Source organism: Lysinibacillus sp. F12 (assembly GCF_057773605.1).
On sequence record NZ_JBYMLP010000001.1, the window covers coordinates 165,524 to 184,145 of the forward strand.

The 18,622-nt window shown below is 39.1% G+C and carries 20 protein-coding genes; 5 read left to right on the forward strand and 15 right to left on the reverse strand.

Translation table 11 applies throughout. The features are described from left to right. Positions 1 to 5: 5 nt before the first annotated feature. The 8 genes from AC3CH7_RS00990 to AC3CH7_RS01025 all read right to left on the reverse strand — a co-directional run bounded on the left by AC3CH7_RS00990 (position 6) and on the right by AC3CH7_RS01025 (position 7,050). Positions 6 to 581 carry a bifunctional adenosylcobinamide kinase/adenosylcobinamide-phosphate guanylyltransferase gene (locus AC3CH7_RS00990; protein WP_012294085.1) on the reverse strand — a complete coding sequence of 192 codons (576 nt, stop codon included), beginning with the start codon at positions 579 to 581 and terminating at the stop codon, positions 6 to 8. 12 nt (positions 582 to 593) lie between these two features. Then, positions 594 to 1,202, reverse strand: coding sequence for a histidine phosphatase family protein (locus tag AC3CH7_RS00995; RefSeq protein ID WP_012294084.1), 609 nt, complete (start codon positions 1,200 to 1,202; stop codon positions 594 to 596). Beyond that, a complete protein-coding gene (locus tag AC3CH7_RS01000; RefSeq protein WP_012294083.1) occupies positions 1,199 to 2,293 on the reverse strand; it encodes a pyridoxal phosphate-dependent aminotransferase in 1,095 nt (364 codons plus the stop codon). Before AC3CH7_RS01000 ends, AC3CH7_RS00995 begins: the two co-directional genes overlap by 4 nt. Then, complete coding sequence (gene cbiB / locus AC3CH7_RS01005; RefSeq protein ID WP_036215706.1) at positions 2,280 to 3,236, reverse strand: adenosylcobinamide-phosphate synthase CbiB; 957 nt, start codon at positions 3,234 to 3,236, stop codon at positions 2,280 to 2,282. The genes AC3CH7_RS01000 and cbiB overlap by 14 nt, the downstream gene beginning before the upstream one ends. Further along, positions 3,233 to 3,916 (reverse strand): adenosylcobinamide amidohydrolase, encoded by a 684-nt coding sequence (locus AC3CH7_RS01010; protein WP_031419839.1) that lies wholly within the window; start codon positions 3,914 to 3,916, stop codon positions 3,233 to 3,235. Before AC3CH7_RS01010 ends, cbiB begins: the two co-directional genes overlap by 4 nt. Before the next feature lie 205 nt (positions 3,917 to 4,121). After that, positions 4,122 to 4,304: a hypothetical protein gene (locus AC3CH7_RS01015; RefSeq protein WP_031419837.1), complete on the reverse strand. Its 183-nt coding sequence runs from the start codon at positions 4,302 to 4,304 to the stop codon at positions 4,122 to 4,124. A 103-nt stretch (positions 4,305 to 4,407) separates the two neighbouring features. Further along, a complete protein-coding gene (locus tag AC3CH7_RS01020) occupies positions 4,408 to 5,766 on the reverse strand; it encodes an aspartate kinase (RefSeq protein WP_012294079.1) in 1,359 nt (452 codons plus the stop codon). 531 nt (positions 5,767 to 6,297) lie between these two features. Then, positions 6,298 to 7,050: an SDR family NAD(P)-dependent oxidoreductase gene (locus AC3CH7_RS01025; protein WP_036215700.1), complete on the reverse strand. Its 753-nt coding sequence runs from the start codon at positions 7,048 to 7,050 to the stop codon at positions 6,298 to 6,300. Between the two features lie 357 nt (positions 7,051 to 7,407). Here AC3CH7_RS01025 and AC3CH7_RS01030 point away from each other — a divergent pair, with 357 nt between their 5' ends. Next, positions 7,408 to 8,022, forward strand: a complete 615-nt coding sequence (locus tag AC3CH7_RS01030; protein ID WP_012294077.1) for a TetR/AcrR family transcriptional regulator — start codon at positions 7,408 to 7,410, stop codon at positions 8,020 to 8,022. A 277-nt stretch (positions 8,023 to 8,299) separates the two neighbouring features. Here AC3CH7_RS01030 and AC3CH7_RS01035 read toward each other — a convergent pair whose 3' ends face one another. Both AC3CH7_RS01035 and AC3CH7_RS01040 read right to left on the reverse strand, forming a co-directional pair. Next, on the reverse strand, positions 8,300 to 8,818 hold the full coding sequence (locus AC3CH7_RS01035; protein WP_012294076.1) for a hypothetical protein: 519 nt from the start codon (positions 8,816 to 8,818) through the stop codon (positions 8,300 to 8,302). Continuing rightward, positions 8,818 to 9,297 (reverse strand): RNA polymerase sigma factor, encoded by a 480-nt coding sequence (locus AC3CH7_RS01040; RefSeq protein WP_488381515.1) that lies wholly within the window; start codon positions 9,295 to 9,297, stop codon positions 8,818 to 8,820. Before AC3CH7_RS01040 ends, AC3CH7_RS01035 begins: the two co-directional genes overlap by 1 nt. A 297-nt stretch (positions 9,298 to 9,594) precedes the next feature. Between AC3CH7_RS01040 and AC3CH7_RS01045 the strand changes: the two genes are divergently transcribed. Beyond that, positions 9,595 to 11,772, forward strand: coding sequence for a DNA topoisomerase III (locus AC3CH7_RS01045; protein ID WP_036161385.1), 2,178 nt, complete (start codon positions 9,595 to 9,597; stop codon positions 11,770 to 11,772). Between the two features lie 68 nt (positions 11,773 to 11,840). Here the strand turns inward: AC3CH7_RS01045 and AC3CH7_RS01050 are convergent, their stop codons facing one another. Together AC3CH7_RS01050 and nagZ are read right to left on the reverse strand one after the other, a co-directional pair. Further along, on the reverse strand, positions 11,841 to 12,026 hold the full coding sequence (locus AC3CH7_RS01050) for a hypothetical protein (protein WP_036166283.1): 186 nt from the start codon (positions 12,024 to 12,026) through the stop codon (positions 11,841 to 11,843). Between the two features lie 274 nt (positions 12,027 to 12,300). Then, positions 12,301 to 14,001 carry a beta-N-acetylhexosaminidase gene (gene nagZ, locus AC3CH7_RS01055; RefSeq protein WP_481276346.1) on the reverse strand — a complete coding sequence of 567 codons (1,701 nt, stop codon included), beginning with the start codon at positions 13,999 to 14,001 and terminating at the stop codon, positions 12,301 to 12,303. Positions 14,002 to 14,190: 189 nt separating this feature from the next. On the opposite strand from nagZ, the gene AC3CH7_RS01060 reads away from it, so the two are divergent. After that, positions 14,191 to 14,586, forward strand: a complete 396-nt coding sequence (locus AC3CH7_RS01060) for a hypothetical protein (RefSeq protein WP_012294071.1) — start codon at positions 14,191 to 14,193, stop codon at positions 14,584 to 14,586. 81 nt (positions 14,587 to 14,667) lie between these two features. Here AC3CH7_RS01060 and AC3CH7_RS01065 read toward each other — a convergent pair whose 3' ends face one another. Together AC3CH7_RS01065 and AC3CH7_RS01070 are read right to left on the reverse strand one after the other, a co-directional pair. Further along, on the reverse strand, positions 14,668 to 15,198 hold the full coding sequence (locus AC3CH7_RS01065) for a helicase (protein ID WP_481276345.1): 531 nt from the start codon (positions 15,196 to 15,198) through the stop codon (positions 14,668 to 14,670). Positions 15,199 to 15,418: 220 nt separating this feature from the next. Next, positions 15,419 to 15,961: a GNAT family N-acetyltransferase gene (locus tag AC3CH7_RS01070; RefSeq protein ID WP_012294069.1), complete on the reverse strand. Its 543-nt coding sequence runs from the start codon at positions 15,959 to 15,961 to the stop codon at positions 15,419 to 15,421. 363 nt (positions 15,962 to 16,324) lie between these two features. Between AC3CH7_RS01070 and AC3CH7_RS01075 the strand changes: the two genes are divergently transcribed. Next, on the forward strand, positions 16,325 to 17,497 hold the full coding sequence (locus AC3CH7_RS01075; RefSeq protein WP_481276628.1) for a multidrug effflux MFS transporter: 1,173 nt from the start codon (positions 16,325 to 16,327) through the stop codon (positions 17,495 to 17,497). Between the two features lie 68 nt (positions 17,498 to 17,565). Here the strand turns inward: AC3CH7_RS01075 and AC3CH7_RS01080 are convergent, their stop codons facing one another. After that, positions 17,566 to 18,063 (reverse strand): hypothetical protein, encoded by a 498-nt coding sequence (locus AC3CH7_RS01080; RefSeq protein WP_012294067.1) that lies wholly within the window; start codon positions 18,061 to 18,063, stop codon positions 17,566 to 17,568. Positions 18,064 to 18,159: 96 nt separating this feature from the next. Between AC3CH7_RS01080 and AC3CH7_RS01085 the strand changes: the two genes are divergently transcribed. Beyond that, complete coding sequence (locus AC3CH7_RS01085) at positions 18,160 to 18,612, forward strand: NUDIX domain-containing protein (RefSeq protein WP_197149470.1); 453 nt, start codon at positions 18,160 to 18,162, stop codon at positions 18,610 to 18,612. Positions 18,613 to 18,622: the final 10 nt, after the last annotated feature.

Sequence of the window (18,622 nt, forward strand, 5' to 3'; positions counted from 1 at the left end):
TTCCCTTATTTCCATCTCTTTAAGATACCATAATTCATTTCAAACGCTTCTTGAGCCATCACAACAAACCATTGATGAAATTGTCCTAAAGTTCTTCGATACAGCTCCACCTCTTCACTTTGATAAGGAGGTTCATCAAACAGCTCATTTGACACCACTAATAATGTCACGTTCTTCGTTAGCAGAGAAAGGATGGCCTGTTTAACAGTGTGTAGCTTGGATGCTAAACAGCCAGGCTTCGTTAAACATGGCGCTCCACTTTCATAGCCTTCATAAAACGCATTAGTGAGCCAAGTAGTGACGCAATCCCATAGCACCACATCCCCATCCTTGAGTGTCTCAAATACGGGCGCGATGTTATAAGGGGCCTCTACTGTTATCCATTGCATGGGCTGAGCTAGTCGATCAGCTTGATGGCGATCAATTCGCTTCTTCATTTCATCATCTAAAGCAATACCAGAGGCAATATACATTAACCGTTTTTCTGTACTAGGCTGCGTTTGGTAATACTGTATGGCGGCTTGTTCTGCAAAATGAGATTTGCCACTACGCACACCACCTGTAATAAAAACGAGGGGCATTTGTAAAACCTCCTATTGTAAATGATGTAGCGTACCAATCTCTTGGATTACCCATTGCTGTCCCTGACCTTCAATCACAGTGACGCTTGTCCCATGAATATATGGAGCTGACCAAAGCTCACCAATATTGCGCTGTAAAATGGCATTAATCATACATTTAATCGTCACTGCATGGGAAACGATCAAAATATGCTCATCTCGGTGCTGCTCCGCTATCTTTTTCAATGTATACATTGCTCTTTCTGTGACAGCACCAAAGCTTTCCGTATGGGTTGCCATAAATTGAGCTGGGTACTTCGTATAGAGCTCATAATCTAGCCCATCTGTCAGCAAAATATCCTCAATTTTCTTACCTTGCCAATTCCCTAAACAGATTTCCCGCAAATTATCCTCATAGTAAACTGGTAATTGGCGTTGAGCCGTCAAAATATCCATCGTTTCCTTCGCACGACCACTTGAACTACTGTAAGCTGCCGCAAATGGGATTGACTGTAGTTGCTGCTGTAATCTAGCAGCCGCTTCTCTGCCATTGTCGGTTAGCGGAGAGTCCAACCACCCTTGTAGTCTCTGCTCCTGATTCCATTGTGTTTCCCCATGTCTTACTAGATAAAAAGTTGTCACTTTTCTCTCCCCTTATTTGCGTTAAACCACGCCTGCAGACAATTATGTAAATATGTCATGGCCGCAATATCTTTAATCCCAATACGGAACCATTCGCCCTGTAATCCTTTAAAGTTTTTCGTATGACGCAGGACAACTCCCTGTGCTAAACAATACGTAAAAAAGGCGTCCGCCTGCTGCTCCTTTGGCAATGAAAAACACACATAATTTGTCACACTATTAGTGACACGACAGCCGTTTTCTTGTAAAAAACGATGCAACTGCTCCCTTTGCGTTGTCGCATAGGCAATTGCCTGCTGACTATAATGCTGCTCATCCAAACAGCCTGCACCAATAACGAGTGCAAAGGCATTTAAATTCCAATGTGGGAGCATGTCCTTTAGCTCGTTTACGATGGAGGTATGAGCAACTAAATAGCCTAGGCGCAAGCCAGGTATTGCATACATTTTAGTCATCGAACGCACCACAAGGACATGTGAATTTTCCACACTTTCGTGAATGAGGGAATTCGCCTCATCAACCCAATCCATAAAAGCTTCATCGATGACAAGCTCACATTTGACAGCTCGACCATGCTCCAATAAGTCTAGTATAGCTTCCTTCTTTGGCAATACACCTGTTGGATTATTCGGTGTACAAATATAGAGTGCGTCTGCCTCCACCATTTCTTGTTTAAGCCGTTCCATTGGCAACGTATATTGGATAAAGTCCGTCACCAAAATCGGAATAATAATAGCCCCTGCAGCTCGCAATGTTCGCTCATATTCTGAAAAAGTAGGATGTACAACGATGACGCGCTTTTGAGCATAACGCCTCGCAATAATACTAAAGAGCTCTGACGCCCCGTTGCCTAGTAAAACCATGTCCTTCTTCACTTGATGAAAAGCAGCGACCTTTGTTAGAAAAGGCTCTCCATCCGGATCTGGATAGCGTTGAATGAGCGGGTAAAATGTACGCCAACGTGCTTCGACAAAGGATGGTGGTCCTGCCGCATTGACATTTTCACTAAAATCATATACCTCTTCAGGCATCGTTAAACCTAATTGCTGATAAACATTTTGCGGATTTGCTCCGTGATTAGGTAATAGCATAAATGAACACCTCCACTGCTAACATGACAAGCGTAAAGAGCACCATGGCAATACGCATTTGAATAATAGATGCCATTATATGTTCCTTTGTTAGAGGAACTAATTTTTCTCCCATAATCGCACGTTGAGAAATAACGCCTTGATAGGTATTTTTTCCGCCTAGTTGTACGCCAAGCTGTACTGCCGTTGCGGCCTCTAAATAACCACTATTAGGACTTGGATGCTTTTTAGCGTCTTGCGCCCACCGCTTTAATCGTTGTCCAAATGAGTAACTCGTTTCATTTTTTGTACCTAGCACCATAAGAAAGCCAGTGATACGACTTGGAATAAAATTCAGGACATCATCAAGTTTGGCCGAAAACATGCCAAAATCTTTGAATGTTTCGTTTTTATAGCCGACCATGGAATCTAACGTATTGACAGCCTTATAGCCCCATAAACCGATAGCCCCAAATAAAAAGGCATAAAATAGTGGGGCGGTCACCCCATCACTTGTATTTTCCGAAACGGTCTCTACAACACCACGTACAATTTCATCTTCTCCCAGCTTTTCGGTATCACGCCCAACAATCCAAGATAATTTGACCCGTGCTTCCGCAAAATCACCTTTTACAAGGGGCTCATAAACTGCCAGTGCTGCCTCCTTCAAGCTACGCTGCGCCAGCCCAATGCCAATTAAAAGTCCTTCCACCAAAATGCCAAAAATTAAGCTTACCTGATAGCTGAGTAGTAAAATAAGTGTGACCACAAACATCGTTGTCCCTACAACTGCCAGTGCCATCACCATACCACGCAGTTTCCGCCACTTGCCTCGATTCCACAAAGCTGTTTGTGATTGAATCAGCTTGCCAATCCATCGCACGGGATGCGGAAGCTTCGGAGGGTCTCCTACTAAAACATCGAAAATTATCCCTATGATACAGGCAATCACTATGGCAATCATAACGCCTTCTCCTCTTTATCTTTTTTGTATTTCCGAATAGCCGCACGCATCGTTTCATAGACACCATAGCCAATAACCTTACCTAGCATTGTGATAGGTCCAGCATATTGATGGTAGTCTCCTTCTTCAGTAGAAGCAATGAGTAAGCTATCAGTGGATGTACCCGTTGCTTGCGTGCCAGTGGTAGGATCAGTTATGCCTTCATCCGTTAACGCTTTCACCTTCGCCTCCGTTGTAGAAATCATAGCCTGAAATAACGCTTCATCAGATAATTTTCCGTTAATAAGCACCCATGTATTAATTGTTCCTGCATGGTACTGCTCCTCACGATGGAAAGCACGTGTAATATCCACGGCATTGCCCAGACCAGCAGTAATCATAATGACTAGATGAATGCCTTCATATGTAAAATCACGAATGGTCGCAAATTTAGCTTGGACAGCCGTCATCATCGCCACCGTGTTATCGATTGGAAAACCATGTGCTTGCAAAAAATGTTGTAAATCACGATGGGGCTGTCGATCATCATAAGTAATGGGCACAGTTCGATTCATCAGATGAGTAAAATAACCAAAGCCTGGATTATGCATGGCCGAGGATACAACCTTCATAGGTGAAACAGCTTGAAGTGCTACATATTGGTCTAAAATTTGAATATGATCCTTTGAAAGTATGGGCATTCCCTTGCCTCCTGACGATAAATAAATGACGAACATAAAAAAACAAATTCTTACAAAGAAGAATTTGTACTGTCGATTCTTTATTAAAATTTGAACCTTCTGAACGTTTGTACAGACTAACAACTTCATAATACTCAAATTATTTATTTTCTTTGAAATTGTATCATAAGTTTGCCTATTGCTACAATTCCATTTTGACGTGTTGTTACTGCTTTTGCTTGAGATTTTTAAAGCGAATCACAGAACCAATAATGATAAAGACCCAACCAATCGCTATGTAAACCACTTTCATTGTTTTTGTCGATGACGGTAAAATATCCATAATCGTTAAACAGACAAAAAGTATCCCAACAATCGAAAAAAGCATACCAATCGTTAAATTCTTCACGAAAAACCCTCCCAACTATGTACGCCCTCGATTTTACCGTATTCTTAGCAAAAAGAAAACACTAATCCAAGTAAGAATCCTTGGATTAGTGATAATTGTGTCATTAAGCTTTCGCATGGGCAAAAAATTCTTCGTATAACGCCTGTAAAATGCGGTTTTCATATTCCTGAAGTACACCAAAAACGAGACTTACTTCAGAAGAGCCTTGATTGATCATTTCAATGTTTGCACCAGTTCTTGAAATCGCAGTAGCTGCACGGGCAGCTAACCCTGTATTATGGCGCATGCCTTCGCCAACAATCACAATCATCGAAAAACCATGACGCATTTCTACATACTCAGCATGTAGCTCTTCTTTCACTCGACTAATAATACGCTCTTCATTATCTGGTGATATCTGATTCGAACGCATAATGACTGAAATATCGTCTAAGCCAGAAGGTGTGTGTTCATAAGAAATATTCTCATCTTCTAAAATTTGTAGTAGCTTTCGTCCAAAGCCTACTTCACGATTCATCAAATATTTAGAAACATATAAAGTTGAAAAACCACTGTCTGCCGAGATACCTGTAACGGGACGACCTGTTGCAGGACGACTTGGTACGATACGAGTACCTGGGGCTGATGGATTATTTGTATTTTTTATGTTAACGGGCACCCCAATCTTGTAGACAGGCATTAATGCTTCATCATGGAACACTGAAAAGCCTGCATATGATAATTCGCGCATTTCGCGATACGTAATTTCTTTAATTTCCACTGGATCATTGACAACCTTCGGATTCGCAGAGAACACACAATCCACATCCGTAAAGTTTTCATATAACTCCGCTTCAACAGCTGCTGCTAAAATGGAGCCAGTAATATCAGAGCCTCCGCGGTCAAATGTTCGCAATACGCCCGCTTTAGTGTAACCGAAGAACCCTGGGAACACAATAATTTCTTTTGTGTCTTTTAAAGGCGCTAAATTAGCATACGCTTCGGGTAAAGCAAATGTTCTTTCTGGCAAATCATTGACCACTAAACCATCCTTAGGACTTACATAGCGTGCGGGCATTCCAATGGCATTAAAATAAGCGGCAATAAGCTTAGCGTTATTATCTTCACCAGCTGCTTTAATGCTATCGATGAATAATTCCACGTTCGTTTTGTCACCTTGTACACGTTCACGTAAATCTTCCGCAATCACGTCACAAATGGCATCATCTAGCCCTAAGCCATCTGCAATTGCTCGAAAACGATCGACTACAATTTGCAATTTGTCTTCGGTATCTTCATGTTGTAACGCGGCAGTTGCTAATTGTATTAATAGATCGGTTACTTTTATATCGTCACCAGATCGTTTGCCTGGTGCTGAAACGGCAACGATTTTACGTGCCGAATTAGATTTCACAATGTTTGCCACTTTTTGAATTTGTTCTGCGTTTGCTACAGATGTTCCACCAAATTTACACACGATCATATCTATCAAATCCTAACTTTTTCAAATTAATTGTATTCCTCCAAAAAACAATTGACTGTACACAGTGTACAAATTATCAATTCCTACGTCAATACAATTTAAAAAATTCGCGCAATTTACTGAGAAATATGGACAATTTTCGTACTGTTTGATTTATTATACGGATTTCGTATGAAATAGTTAAGGTTTTTATGAATTTTTTTTCGTGACGTTCACAGATTCGTGAAATTTACCGTTTTGACTTTCTTCTATATAATGAGGAAAACGCTTACTCCCCACTATGATATGCACAAGTATCCTCGTTGTTTGTGCTAATTTGCAGGCGAAAGGAGGGTTTTGAGTAGGAGGTTATAAGTGGTTTATCATCTTCCTATTGACCTAGAAGATGGCTTGTTCACTTTTTTGCGGATATGTAAAATTCCTTCATGACTAAGCTTGAACAAGGGAATATCTTTTATATCTCCCCCATCCATACAAAAAAAACTAGGATCACATATTTTTAGTGAAACCTAGTTTTTCCTAGCTATTCATTTAAATCGCAGTCCAGCCACCATCAATGACTAGTTCTGCACCTGTCATAAAGCGCGATTCGTCAGAGGCAAGGAAGACCACACCGTAGGCTACATCCTCAGGTGCACCAAAGTATGGCAGTTGTGTATAGGTTTTATAGAAAGGCAATGCGCCGCCTTCCTCCATCGTTGGCGCTGTCATAGGCGTAACGATAATGCCAGGATGAACAGAATTTACACGAATATGATCTTTCCCATACTCGACTGCAGCTGATTTAGATAACACTCGAAGTGCTCCTTTTGCTGCAGTATAAGGGCTTGTCCCTGCCATTCCGACGATTCCACCAATGGAAGAAATATTGACGATAGAACCGCCACCAGCCTTTTGCATTTCTGGAATCACATATTTCATACCAATGACACAGCCATTCAAATTAATGTCCATCACTTTATTCCATTCGTCCATTTCCATGTTGGCGATCGTTTTTGGTGATGAAATTCCTGCATTGTTGACTAGTACATCGACTTTACCATATACCTTCACCGCCTCTGCAATAACAGCCTTCCACTCGTCCTCAGAAGTTACATTATGTGAAAGAGCAATAATCTCTCCACCATTTTCTTTAATTTCTTTGACCAAGTTATTCAACGGCTCGATTTGCACATCTGTCGCAATAACCTTTGCTCCTTCTTGTGCAAATAGTTTTGCTTCAGAAGCTCCCATACCCATCGCTGCTCCTGTAATAATAGCTACTTTCCCATTTAAACGTCCCATCTATAAAACTTCCTTTCCTTTATCAATCCATTCCCACTGTGAAAATGCCCCAAGATTTTTCCAATCCTTGACATAAGCAAGAAGTCTTCATTTCGATTCAGCAGGTGTTTGGACACCCTTAAAAAAGTGCAACAAGCATATCTTTTCCGTGCGTTTGCTACTAAATGGCTGAATCAGATAAATGTATAATTCATGAACATGTTAACAACTAGTTGTATTATCGACACGGTGTCGTTAATATAATTATAACTGTCTGTTCAAAAAGGGCAAACTACACAAGAGCGATAATTGATGCATTAACAACATGGAAGTCTTTCGTGTTGTATAAACGATAAATTTAATACAAGGAGCTTGAAAATGTCGAAAAAAATGGACCCTCGCGTGATTAGAACACGCCAGCTATTAAGAGATGCGCTAGTGGAATTAATTGATGAACAAGGCTATGAGAAGATTACTGTGCAAGATATTACCCAACGGGCCACCTTGAACCGGGCCACCTTTTATTTACATTATCGTGACAAATTAGACTTACTGTATCAAAGCTCTGAGGAAATCCTACATGAATTAGTAGGTAGTATTCACCCAACGGTTGAAGAGAAGAAAGATTTCGATTTATTGCCTCATTATGATCAGCCGCATGAGACCTTTATGCATTTGTTTGAACAAATTGCGCTGAATAGTAAGCTTTACAAAGTCTACCTCACAGAAAAAGATATCCCTTATTTTTCGGCAGGCTTAAAAAAGATAATTATCGATTTTGTATCAAGTGGCATTCAATTGATGGAGCCTGATGATCAAAAATTAACCGTACCGCGTGAGATGGCTATCCGTTTTTATGCTGCCGCCTTCCTTGAAGTAATCGTCTGGTGGTTAGAAAATGATATGCCCTATACGCCAAAATTTATGGCCACTCAGTTAATGCGTATTACCATTAAGGGACCCTACTTGGATAACCCCTTTCAGCAACCTTAAAAGCTGGCATTTATGATATGCCAGCTTTTAAGGTTAATTGATATGTACAATAACTGACCAATTATACTGGATGGTCACGGTTGCACCACAGCCGTAGTAACAGCCATCCCTTAACTTTCCCACCCGATCATTCCCTCCACTTTTTTAGAAAATAGATGTAAAAGTTCTGACAAAACTGCTATTCCTTTCGATGTAGTTTGTATACAAATATTCATTGAAACAGGAATGATAGCAACCCCTTTAGTTCTATTTCTAAAGGGGGTATTTTAGCTGTACCTCAGCGTATAGGATTGTCAAAATTCCAGTTCGTATAAATGACAGCCGCGTTTACTGGGTCTGTCGTCGTATCTTCCGTGAAACCGCCTATTAGATTCCCTACTCTAAATGTTGGCTCAAAAAATTGTTCTTCCTTTGGGGGTGCGGTGGGACCATCTATCCCCAATTTCGTCTCATCTGTGACCACAACTTCCATGCCGTTATCCAACGTAAAGCTCAGTCCATCCTTTCCGACTTCTGTGATTTTTCCTTCAATATTGACGACTGCTTTTGCCGCAGGAGCTGCATGATCCACTACAATTCTTTCCGTTAAATCAAGTGCAGTATCATTGTTTACATTTACTAAAGGAGCAGCTACAGCAATTACTGCACAGGCAACTAAACTTCCCACACTAATTCGTACTTTTTTCATAAATGCCCTCTTTTCTTTTTGCTCAAATTCCATCATCTCGTTTTGCATCTTTATCTTAAATTCATCGGAAGCATGAATTTGCTTCAGCACATTTTTATAAGCATTCATCAGACCTTAGTCCCTTCTTCTAGTATTGTTTTCAATTTCATTCGTGCCCTTCGTAGCTTGGAGCCAATCGTGTTGCCATTCATTCCTAATAGATTAGCGATTTCTACAGTTGTATAGCCTTCATAATAATGTAAATAAACAATGACTCTCTCTTCTGGACTAAGCTCAAAAATCTCCGTAAGAACCATCTGCTCCTCTTTGGCGATAAAGGACATTTCTTCAGTAATCGGCACTGTCTTCGTCACACGGGAAGACTTAAAGTAATCCTTACATTTATTAAAAGTTACTTTGATGAGCCAAGCTTTTAAATGATCTTCATGATCAAAGGGCTTTCTCTGTTTCATAAGAGTCATAAAAACGTCTTGAACAATGTCCTCTGCCTCAGACATATTTTTTGTCTGATGCACAGCAATTCGGATTAAGGTGTCACTATATGTTTGAACAACCTCTTGAACACATAAGCCCGCAAACTTTTTCATATTTCCTATCGAGCCCCCTTCTTTTCATAATACGATTCATCTTTTAAAATTCGTGCAGTGGATTATACTTTTATTATCATGGATGATTGGAGGCTGTCCTAAATGAAAAAGAAGAGTAAACTAATTCCCTCCTTAAGATCACATGTATTTTTTATGAAGTTGTAACCACTGACTTCATAAGAATTGTATGATAACTATCAAAAAGACCGACAAAATGCTTGTTCTAACAGTTATACTGAATATTAATTTATAATGATATGACAAGAGTTGGAATGATTATTAACAGGAGAATGATAGATGAAAATAGTAATTGCAGAAAAACCAGACCAAGCTGCCAAGTTAGCTGCTCCCTTTTCTTTTACTAAAAAGACAGGATATTTTGAAGTCAAAGCCAACTCATATTTCCCAAATGGAGCAATTATCACATGGGCAATTGGGCATCTATGTGAATTAAAAACACCCGAAGAATATGATTCTACATGGAAAAAGTGGAAGTTGGAAACATTACCCATTATCCCCGATCGATTTGAATATAAAGTCTCTAAATCTAAGTATAAACAATTTACTATCATCAAAAATCTAGTTAAAAGAGCAGACATTCAGGAAATTATTATCGGTGGAGATGCGGGTCGTGAAGGGGAATTAATTATTCGTACCATTTTAAGGGTATGCGGTGTAAACAAACCGATGAAGCGATTATGGATATCATCCTTAACCGAAAACTCGGTAAAAAATGGCTTCTCTAATTTACTACCTGAAGCACAAACGAAGGATATTTATTACGAAGCTTTAAGTCGTTCCTGTGCAGATTGGCTAATTGGTATTAATACGTCGAGATTATATACGGTTCTACTTAAGAAAAACGGTGTCAAAGATGTCTTTTCCATTGGCAGAGTACAAACCCCAACCCTTGCATTAATTGTTCATAGAGAACATGAAATCGCGAATTTTAAATCAGAGCCTTTTTGGGAAGTCGAAGCAGTCTTTCATTTTGCAGGTAAGATGCTAAAAGCAAAATGGCACAAAAATAATATGTCAAGAGTATTGGAAGAAAAACAAGCGATAGCCATCGCTAATTTCTGTCTACATAAAAATGTAGACATCACAAAAATAATTAAAGAGACAAAGGAATACGCACCGCCTCTTTTATTTAATTTGTCAGGGTTACAGGCTACAGCAAATAAGGCTTATAAGTTTTCACCACAAAAAACTCTTGATATTTTACAAAAGCTTTATGTAAAAGGTTTAGTTTCATACCCAAGATCTGATTCACAGTTTTTAACAAGCGAAGAAGCCAAAACACTACCAACTATATTAAACAATTTGAGCAAAATGGATAAATATAAAAACCTTCTGCCTCCCCCAATAAACTCCATTATGCATAACAAAAGATATGTAAATGAGAAAAAGGTTACGGACCACCATGCAATCATTGTGACAGAACAGATGCCTAATCTTAGTAAGCTAAGCATGGAAGAAGAGAAGATTTACGATTTAGTAGCTAGACAAGTCATTGCAGCACATTATAACCATGCCATTTTTGCTTACACCACCATTCATTCGCTTGTCGATAAACGAGCAGAGTTCATATCGAAGGGGAAGGAGCAAATCGAGGAGGGCTGGCGTAAAGTCATTTATCCAACTAAAGATAGTTCATCTCAAGAAGAGGAAGAAATGCTTCCCCTGCTTCATGAAAATGAGCTAGGAACTGTGGCTCAAGCTAGCGTTAAACAAGGGGCAACACAGCCACCTAATAGATATTCAGAAGGTCATTTAATTACATTGATGAAAACAGCTGGTAAACATCTTGATGATGCGGAATTAGAAAAGGTTTTGTCTAAAACAGAAGGTTTAGGGACTGAAGCAACACGAGCGGGTATTATTGGTACACTCAAAGATCGACAGTACATTGAAATAAAGAAAAATCAAGTATTTGCTACGTCTAAAGGTATGCTATTAATTGAAGCGCTCGGTGAAAACAGCCTATTAACATCACCCTCCATGACGGCAAAATGGGAGCAGCGACTAGCTGAAATTGGTGAAGGACATGCTTCTCCCCAAGCATTTATGGAGCAAGTAAAAAAGCTTACCTATAAATTGATTACCGATGCACATGAACGCGAAAAAGCATGGACATTCGATCAAAAGGAAGTCGAAAAAATCAGTGCCAATAATCCTTATCAAAAGAAATATAAAAAAGAAAAAACCGTTGTCGGAAAATGTATTCTTTGTAATGGCTCTATTATAGATCATGGAACTTTTTACGGTTGTTCAAACTATAAAGCTGCAAACTGTAAATTTTCTGTGTCCAAGAAAATTCTTAGTAAAACCATTTCACAGACGAATGTAAGAAAGCTACTAGCCACTGGTGAAACAGACATGATAAAAGGGTTTAAGAAGGGACAAAAAACCTTCAATGCGCATCTTATTTGGGATAAACAAGAACATAGGGTACATTTTAAATTTCCTCAATAATAGAGCATTTAGGCGGGAAGGCACTTCAAAGGGCGATATATTTATATCGCCCTTTCTTTCCCACTACCTCAAAAGAAATATGTTAAAGCATTGCTTCCAGAGGTTATTAATGCTAATAAACCTGCAAGCATCATCCATAGCGCATATCGGTTTTCTTCCTGTTTTCTCTTGCCTATCCAAAATAAAATGAAGCTGATGATTAATAAAACACCCCCTATTATTGCACCTGTAATAATCCCAATCATCATGCCCATTTCCTATTGCCTCCTTATCTTCTCATCAAACTATTTGTTTTAATCTAGTTTCATTGTATCTATCAGTCATCACTTTTTTCTTACTCATTCCTTACATATTCATTAAGTTATAAACACTTCTATCCGCCACCAAACTAAAAACACCTTAATAGTTACACTATCAAGGTGTGGTTCGTCAATTGACTAGCTAATGTAAATACCTGATCCATGCGCTCATCCTCTTCTACCCTTCAAAAAAAGAACATACATATCGATATGTATGTCCCTTTCCCTCTTATTTCAAATACGTATTTAATACTTGGTCCATATGTGCATTGAGCTTATTAAGATCAACTGCTGATACTGGCTGATTCACAAGCTGATATTTTTCTTTCAGCTGAATGATTCTACGGACACTGTCATTAATTTGCTGCTCTGTGATTTCCCCGTTCTTTACGGCTGCCTTCAATGCATCTATGGCCGCTGTGACATTGGCGAATTCATGGGCAATTAAAATAATATCATTACCCGCCTTCACAGAATCTACAGCAGCTTGCCCAATATTAAAATGATTCGTAATGGCCTTCATCGTCATATCGTCAGTCATTACAACCCCATCAAAGCCAAGCTGATTTCTTAAAATCCCAGTAATAATTTCCTTTGACATCGATGAAGGGTATTGTTGATCGATTTTAGGTAATAAAATATGACCGACCATAACCACATCAACGCCTTTATCAATCGCCGCTTTAAATGGAATAAGCTCTAGCTTAGTTAAATCGTCTAGACTTTTCGACACTTTGGGTAGCTCTAAGTGAGAATCTACTGATGTATCACCATGACCAGGGAAATGCTTAATGACTGGAATTACCTGCTGACTTTCTAACCCCTGCATAGTCTGAATTCCTAATTGACTAACGATATCAGGCTTATTAGAGAACGAACGATCACCAATAATCGGGTTGTTCGGATTGCTGTTCACATCCATTACAGGGGCGAAGTCTAGATTGAAGCCAAATGCCTTTAATTGTTCCCCTAATAATTGACCAATCTCATAGGAGAATTGTGATTGATTGATTTGCCCAATCTTTTGGTTTGTTGGGAAATTTTTTAACGGCCCTGGTAATCTGACTACTTTGCCCCCTTCTTGGTCAGTTCCCAAAAATAATGGTAGTCGATTAGTCCCGTTCGCTGCCATTAGATCATTCATCAGTGAGACTGTTTGCTGTGGTGTTTCAAGATTATTGGCATAAAGAATCAATCCTCCAACCTTGTAATCACGAATTAAACTCGTTGTCTCTTGCTGAAGTGATGTGCCCGAAACACCGGCAAACATCATTTGACCCAGCTTTTCATCCAATGTCATCTGGTTGATTGTCTCTGCTATATCATCCGTTATTGCTGTATAGACAGAGATGTGATGAACAGCAGGATTGGCATCACCGTCAGTCGGCTTTGGCAAAATCCACTTTAGTTGATAGTGGTCGTTAACCTGATACACTAAAATAATTTGATTGGTCTTTGTGTCCTGATAATAGCGGACCTCATCAGGCTCGCCCAATTTATTTTTAATATCTGCTAAATGAATATTCCTTATATCTGCTTTAAATGAACGGATATCGAAAGCTTTTGTACTTTGAAAGCCAATCGTTATCTCTTGTTGAAGAAAATCCTCGTATTGTCCATTAGCGGACTCCGTTACTTGCTGAGGGTCCCCCCATTGCTGATGAACCGTACGGCTATCTGACTCCCCTGCGACAAATGGCACATCAGGTACTTTTCCTTCTCCTGCTAGGTTGACAATATCCTGAATGACTACGTCAAGATTTCCGGTATCGCCGCCCTCAGTTGCATGATCGCTATGCTCCTGGATTGGGGGTGACTCCGAATTTCTAGTCGTTTGTGTGGCTGGTCGCATCTTCATACCGATAAAAAAGAGCAAACCCATTAAAATCAGCACAAGAAATAGGAGCAAGCCACGTCTTCTTTTATGCATGAAAAAACCTCCTCAATCCAACCCTAAGAATCATAAATCATTCTACCAGCTAACGTTATCATATCTAATGAATGAATACAAAGCATGTGAAATCAACAGAAACGATTCACACTTTAGAAAATATTATCGTAAGCTAGCAAAAATACGAAGGAAAATGTTAAAATATTCTCATAAAGGGGGAGGCAAGGTATGGGGAAATTGAGTAAAAGGAATATATTGTGGATTGTACCAATCGGCATTTTAGGGGTATTTTGGTACTTCTATGGTCCACAAAAGGATATTACTGACAATGAATATATTACATATGTAAAAAACTATACTTATGAAAATAGTACAAAAACTTTAGAAAATGGCTTTGCTGCTGCCTGCGAAAATCCCTATTGGGTTTATTTTGAAACACAAAAAAGACAGGATGTAGTCGAGTTCAAAGGAGATTGCTCCGTTAATAATAAGGTTGCAAAGGTCAATGTGCAATTCCTTGTTGACAATGATAGGACAAATGTTCAATCAGGTGCAATGTTAGTGGATAGTAAAATGCAGGATGAATCGGATCGCGATCAGTTTTTGCTAGCATTAGTTAAATAATTAACATCCCCCCTCATCATTAAAACAGTGAGGGGGATTTCTGTTATTTCCTCATCTTGATTTTTAATTGCCAACATTGAATTATTCTGAATGATTACGAAAGATAAATAGATCATCAGGATTCCAAACATGCAAGTCGTCAGCAAGATATCCACGTAGCCAAAGTACTCCATCTATTTTTCTAATGTAAAATCCTTTAGGAAAATCCTCCTCATCACTTACGATTTCTGAGGCAATTGTGATGGACCCAGAAGGCGCTCGATTTTGTTGTTGAGGATTCCCTGATTTACTTTCAGGTTGGTCTAAATATGCAAGTCTTACGTAAGGTCCGACCTCAAGAGGACATAAATCCAAGCCAAGTTTGTTTGCTTGTTCAATAAGCTGAGGCATCGTGGCTCCATCAGGAAAACCAAGATTTCTAACAGCAAGTTCAACAATTTTTAGGCTATACTTTCTTTCAGAAGTAATAAATTTATCATCAGATAATAATTTCTCTCCGTAATGATTCATCGAGATAGAATGCTCTTGTAACTTTTGAATTAGCTGCCATTTCGTTAGTCCACCAACCTCTATTGACTTATCAATAACAGGGCAATCAGGATAAATTTTCAATTGTATCACTCCTTATTAATAAGCACCACATTATACATTTAATGAAAATAACGACATTCAAATCTTTTTCCTCTGCCGTTCGCTTACGTACATTTGTTCACGGTATCTTTCACATATAGTCTAAGAATACGGCTCTTGTCATGATTAAAAGCACAATTCTTGTTGCAGAATTGCGCCTAATTGTTAAGAATTGTTATTCAATTTATGGAAACAAATCAATCTACCTAGTGGCTACTTCTTTTTTTAATAAAGAATAGATAAACGTATCATATGCTTTTTCATTTTGCACCATATAGTCTCTTAGAATTCCCTCTTGCTGAAAACCTAGCTTCAGCAGTAACTGATTGGATGCTTCATTTTCTAAATACACAACAGCCCCAATCCGCTGTAAATTCATGTGTTCAAAGCCATAGGCGATTACTTGCTGAATGGCTTCTTTTATATATCCCTGTCGCCAGTAATCTGGATGGATTTCATAGCCGATTTCCGCTCGTTTGTGTGGAGCAGACCATAAATGATAACCAATCGTACCCATGACTTCGCCAGTTTCTTTACGCTCAATACCCCACCGTATGCCTCTCTTTTCCTCATAGTTTTTGTCAAAAAGCTTGATTAACTGTTCAGCCTGCTGTTTTTCAATAAAAGGTTCCTGCCCATAATAGCGTGTTACCTCCACATTGGAAAGGCAATGAAAAATGGCAGGTACATCAGCCTGCGTCAGTTTTCTTAATTTTAGTCGATCTGTTTCTAACTTTGGAAACATCCTTCTTCCCCCTTCCCACTTCTATATCCTTTAATCTCAAGCATAAAGGCGACTTCTCATACACCATGATCGATACATACTATCACCTATTACAAAAAATATATTTATTCCATCTTATGAAATTCCCATTTTTTGCACAAGTCATTTCTCTTAAATTTTAATAGAAATAACAAATATTACTATATAAAATTTATAAAATAGCTTATAATAGAAAGCTGACTATGCACTCCTACATTAAGCATATAAAGGTGATTTCAACATGCTATCTTATGAACGTATTCTAATAATGGTCCCGCCGGTTCCCTAGCTACGCTTTCTACTTGTCACTAACAGAGTAGAATTTGCTTGTAGGAGGGCAATATGTTGAAAAAACAGGCTGTACCATCTTTATTGTTAATGATTGTTCTTGTGGCGTTCCCACAAATTAGTGAAACCATTTATACACCATCTCTACCGGACATTGCAGATGCACTTGGTGTATCCAATAGTTCTGTCCAATTAACCTTAAGCATCTATTTTATTGGATTTGCATTCGGTGTTTTTAGCTGGGGATGGATTTCTGATATTATTGGCCGAAGACCTGCCATGTTAGGCGGTTTAATTTTTTATGGAATCGGGAGCGCATTATGTTTTTTTGCGGACACAATCTCCTTTCTCATTGTAAGTCGTTTTATTCAAGCATTCGGTGCTGCTACTGGCTCTATTATTACGCAAACCATTTTGCGAGAAAGTGTAGCCGGTCATAAACGACATGCAATGTTTGCACAAATTTCCGCAGTCATTGCGTTTACTCCTGCGGTAGGACCATTGATTGGGGGCTGGGTGGATCAAGCCCTTGGCTTCCGGGCAGTATTTTTTGTCCTAGTGGTCATGAGTATATGGTTGTTCATCTATGCCTTTGTTAGGTTACCTGAAACGACGCAACCAACTGCTAGGCAAAGAATAGCGATTTGGCCTGTCGTCAAACGCATTTTCGCTTCCCCGACCGTTCTTGTCTACGGTTTGGTCATTGGGGGCATTAACGGTGTGCTATTTAGCTATTATGCGGAGGCACCTTTTATTTTCATTGATTACTTTCAGATGACGCCGGGTCTCTATGGTTTTCTTGGCATCATCGTAGCATTGGCCTCGATTATAGGGGCTATGATTTCTAAGCGACTTATCACCACACGTTTACCTCAACAAATTATTCATATAGGTTGTTCGGTGATGTTGATAGGGGCTTTCCTCTTAATAATTGTCTGTACTTTGCCATTGCCTACAAGTATGCTAGCCATAGGCATTATGGGTACAGTTTTTATCTTGCTGTTAGGCTCGGGCATTGCTCTTCCTAACTGTTTAAGTCTAGCATTAGTAAACTTTCAGGACGTCATTGGAACAGCAGGCGCCATCTTTAGTCTCGGCTATTACTTGCTTGTCAGTATGATCACATATGGTATGAGTTTGCTTCACAATGAATCCTTGCTGACGATGCCACTTTATTTCTTGGGATTAACGACCATGATGTGGTTAAGTGCAAAAAAATATATTCGATAATGGATGTTAGCGGGCATCTTATCTACTAAAACAAAAATGCCACCCTGTTTTACAGGGTGGCTTCTTTTTTATTGAAAATAGTGATCCACAACTTCTTGTGCGGATTGAAACACCTTATTGCTTTGAGTCTTATAAAGGAATTTTGGATTCATACAGGCTTTCTCAAGACTTTTGGCTTGCTTTAACTTATCTGTCATTTGCTCAATAATATCCGTATAGCCGTCAAGCTGATTCGAGATTTTAGGTAGCATAATAGGTGAAATATCTAACACAATTGATACCTGATCCTCTGCGTAGCTATTTAAATTAATAAAAAAGCATTGTTCCAGATGCTTTGAATGTTTATCGATATTAATGACCGCCTTTTGAAAATGGGCGATGAGGCCTGTAGAAGTTTTCGTAATGTTAAAGCCTTGCTCTGTTAGATGTTGTTCAACGAGCTGTAAAAACTGATCAACCTCAGCATCTAGTTTTGGCGTGACCGTTGATTGGATTAAATCATCACAATTTTGATAAATTGTATCAATCTCAGTCTGTTTTTCAACAAGTATTTTAAAATTGGACATTGAATACACGCTTCATCTCCCCTTTTTATTAAGGTAGACATTCATGGAACGTTTTAGTCATAGACATAAAAAATTAACCAAGCTAGGGAGGTTCCTATGATAAGAAATTCTGTCAAAGCCATCATCCTCGTTGATGGTGACATCTTGCTGATCAAAAATAAAATTTCGGAGGAACATTTTTATCTTTGTCCTGGAGGTGGACAAGAGCATGGTGAAACATTTCATGCGACTCTCCAACGAGAATGCCTTGAAGAAATAGGCGCATCTGTGCATATTGGAGAGCTTCTTTTTATCCGCGAATATATTGGGAAAAATCATGAGCATGCTGCCTTTGACGCGGATGTTCATCAAGTAGAATATTATTTTCTATGTCAGCTCCATGAGCAATTGCCCCAACCCACTAATCCAGATAGTCACCAAATTGGGACAGAATGGGTCTCAGTGGCAAGGCTCCACGAGTTCCCACTATATCCCAAATTATTAATTCCACAGCTTCAGCGATATGAGCAAGGGCTACAAACCACTATTTATTTAGGTGACATCAATTAGAAAAGGCTGC

Bases quoted from the DNA above. Each gene is read 5' to 3' on its own strand.
- AC3CH7_RS00990 (WP_012294085.1), bottom strand. From the start codon at position 581: ATGCCCCTCGTTTTTATTACAGGTGGTGTGCGTAGTGGCAAATCTCAT.
- AC3CH7_RS01000 (WP_012294083.1), bottom strand. From the start codon at position 2,293: ATGCTATTACCTAATCACGGAGCAAATCCGCAAAATGTTTATCAGCAA.
- cbiB (WP_036215706.1), bottom strand. From the start codon at position 3,236: ATGATTGCCATAGTGATTGCCTGTATCATAGGGATAATTTTCGATGTT.
- AC3CH7_RS01010 (WP_031419839.1), bottom strand. From the start codon at position 3,916: ATGCCCATACTTTCAAAGGATCATATTCAAATTTTAGACCAATATGTA.
- AC3CH7_RS01020 (WP_012294079.1), bottom strand. From the start codon at position 5,766: ATGATCGTGTGTAAATTTGGTGGAACATCTGTAGCAAACGCAGAACAA.
- AC3CH7_RS01025 (WP_036215700.1), bottom strand. From the start codon at position 7,050: ATGGGACGTTTAAATGGGAAAGTAGCTATTATTACAGGAGCAGCGATG.
- AC3CH7_RS01030 (WP_012294077.1), top strand. From the start codon at position 7,408: ATGTCGAAAAAAATGGACCCTCGCGTGATTAGAACACGCCAGCTATTA.
- AC3CH7_RS01035 (WP_012294076.1), bottom strand. From the start codon at position 8,818: ATGAATGCTTATAAAAATGTGCTGAAGCAAATTCATGCTTCCGATGAA.
- AC3CH7_RS01040 (WP_488381515.1), bottom strand. From the start codon at position 9,297: ATGAAAAAGTTTGCGGGCTTATGTGTTCAAGAGGTTGTTCAAACATAT.
- AC3CH7_RS01045 (WP_036161385.1), top strand. From the start codon at position 9,595: ATGAAAATAGTAATTGCAGAAAAACCAGACCAAGCTGCCAAGTTAGCT.
- AC3CH7_RS01050 (WP_036166283.1), bottom strand. From the start codon at position 12,026: ATGGGCATGATGATTGGGATTATTACAGGTGCAATAATAGGGGGTGTT.
- nagZ (WP_481276346.1), bottom strand. From the start codon at position 14,001: ATGCATAAAAGAAGACGTGGCTTGCTCCTATTTCTTGTGCTGATTTTA.
- AC3CH7_RS01060 (WP_012294071.1), top strand. From the start codon at position 14,191: ATGGGGAAATTGAGTAAAAGGAATATATTGTGGATTGTACCAATCGGC.
- AC3CH7_RS01070 (WP_012294069.1), bottom strand. From the start codon at position 15,961: ATGTTTCCAAAGTTAGAAACAGATCGACTAAAATTAAGAAAACTGACG.
- AC3CH7_RS01080 (WP_012294067.1), bottom strand. From the start codon at position 18,063: ATGTCCAATTTTAAAATACTTGTTGAAAAACAGACTGAGATTGATACA.
- AC3CH7_RS01085 (WP_197149470.1), top strand. From the start codon at position 18,160: ATGATAAGAAATTCTGTCAAAGCCATCATCCTCGTTGATGGTGACATC.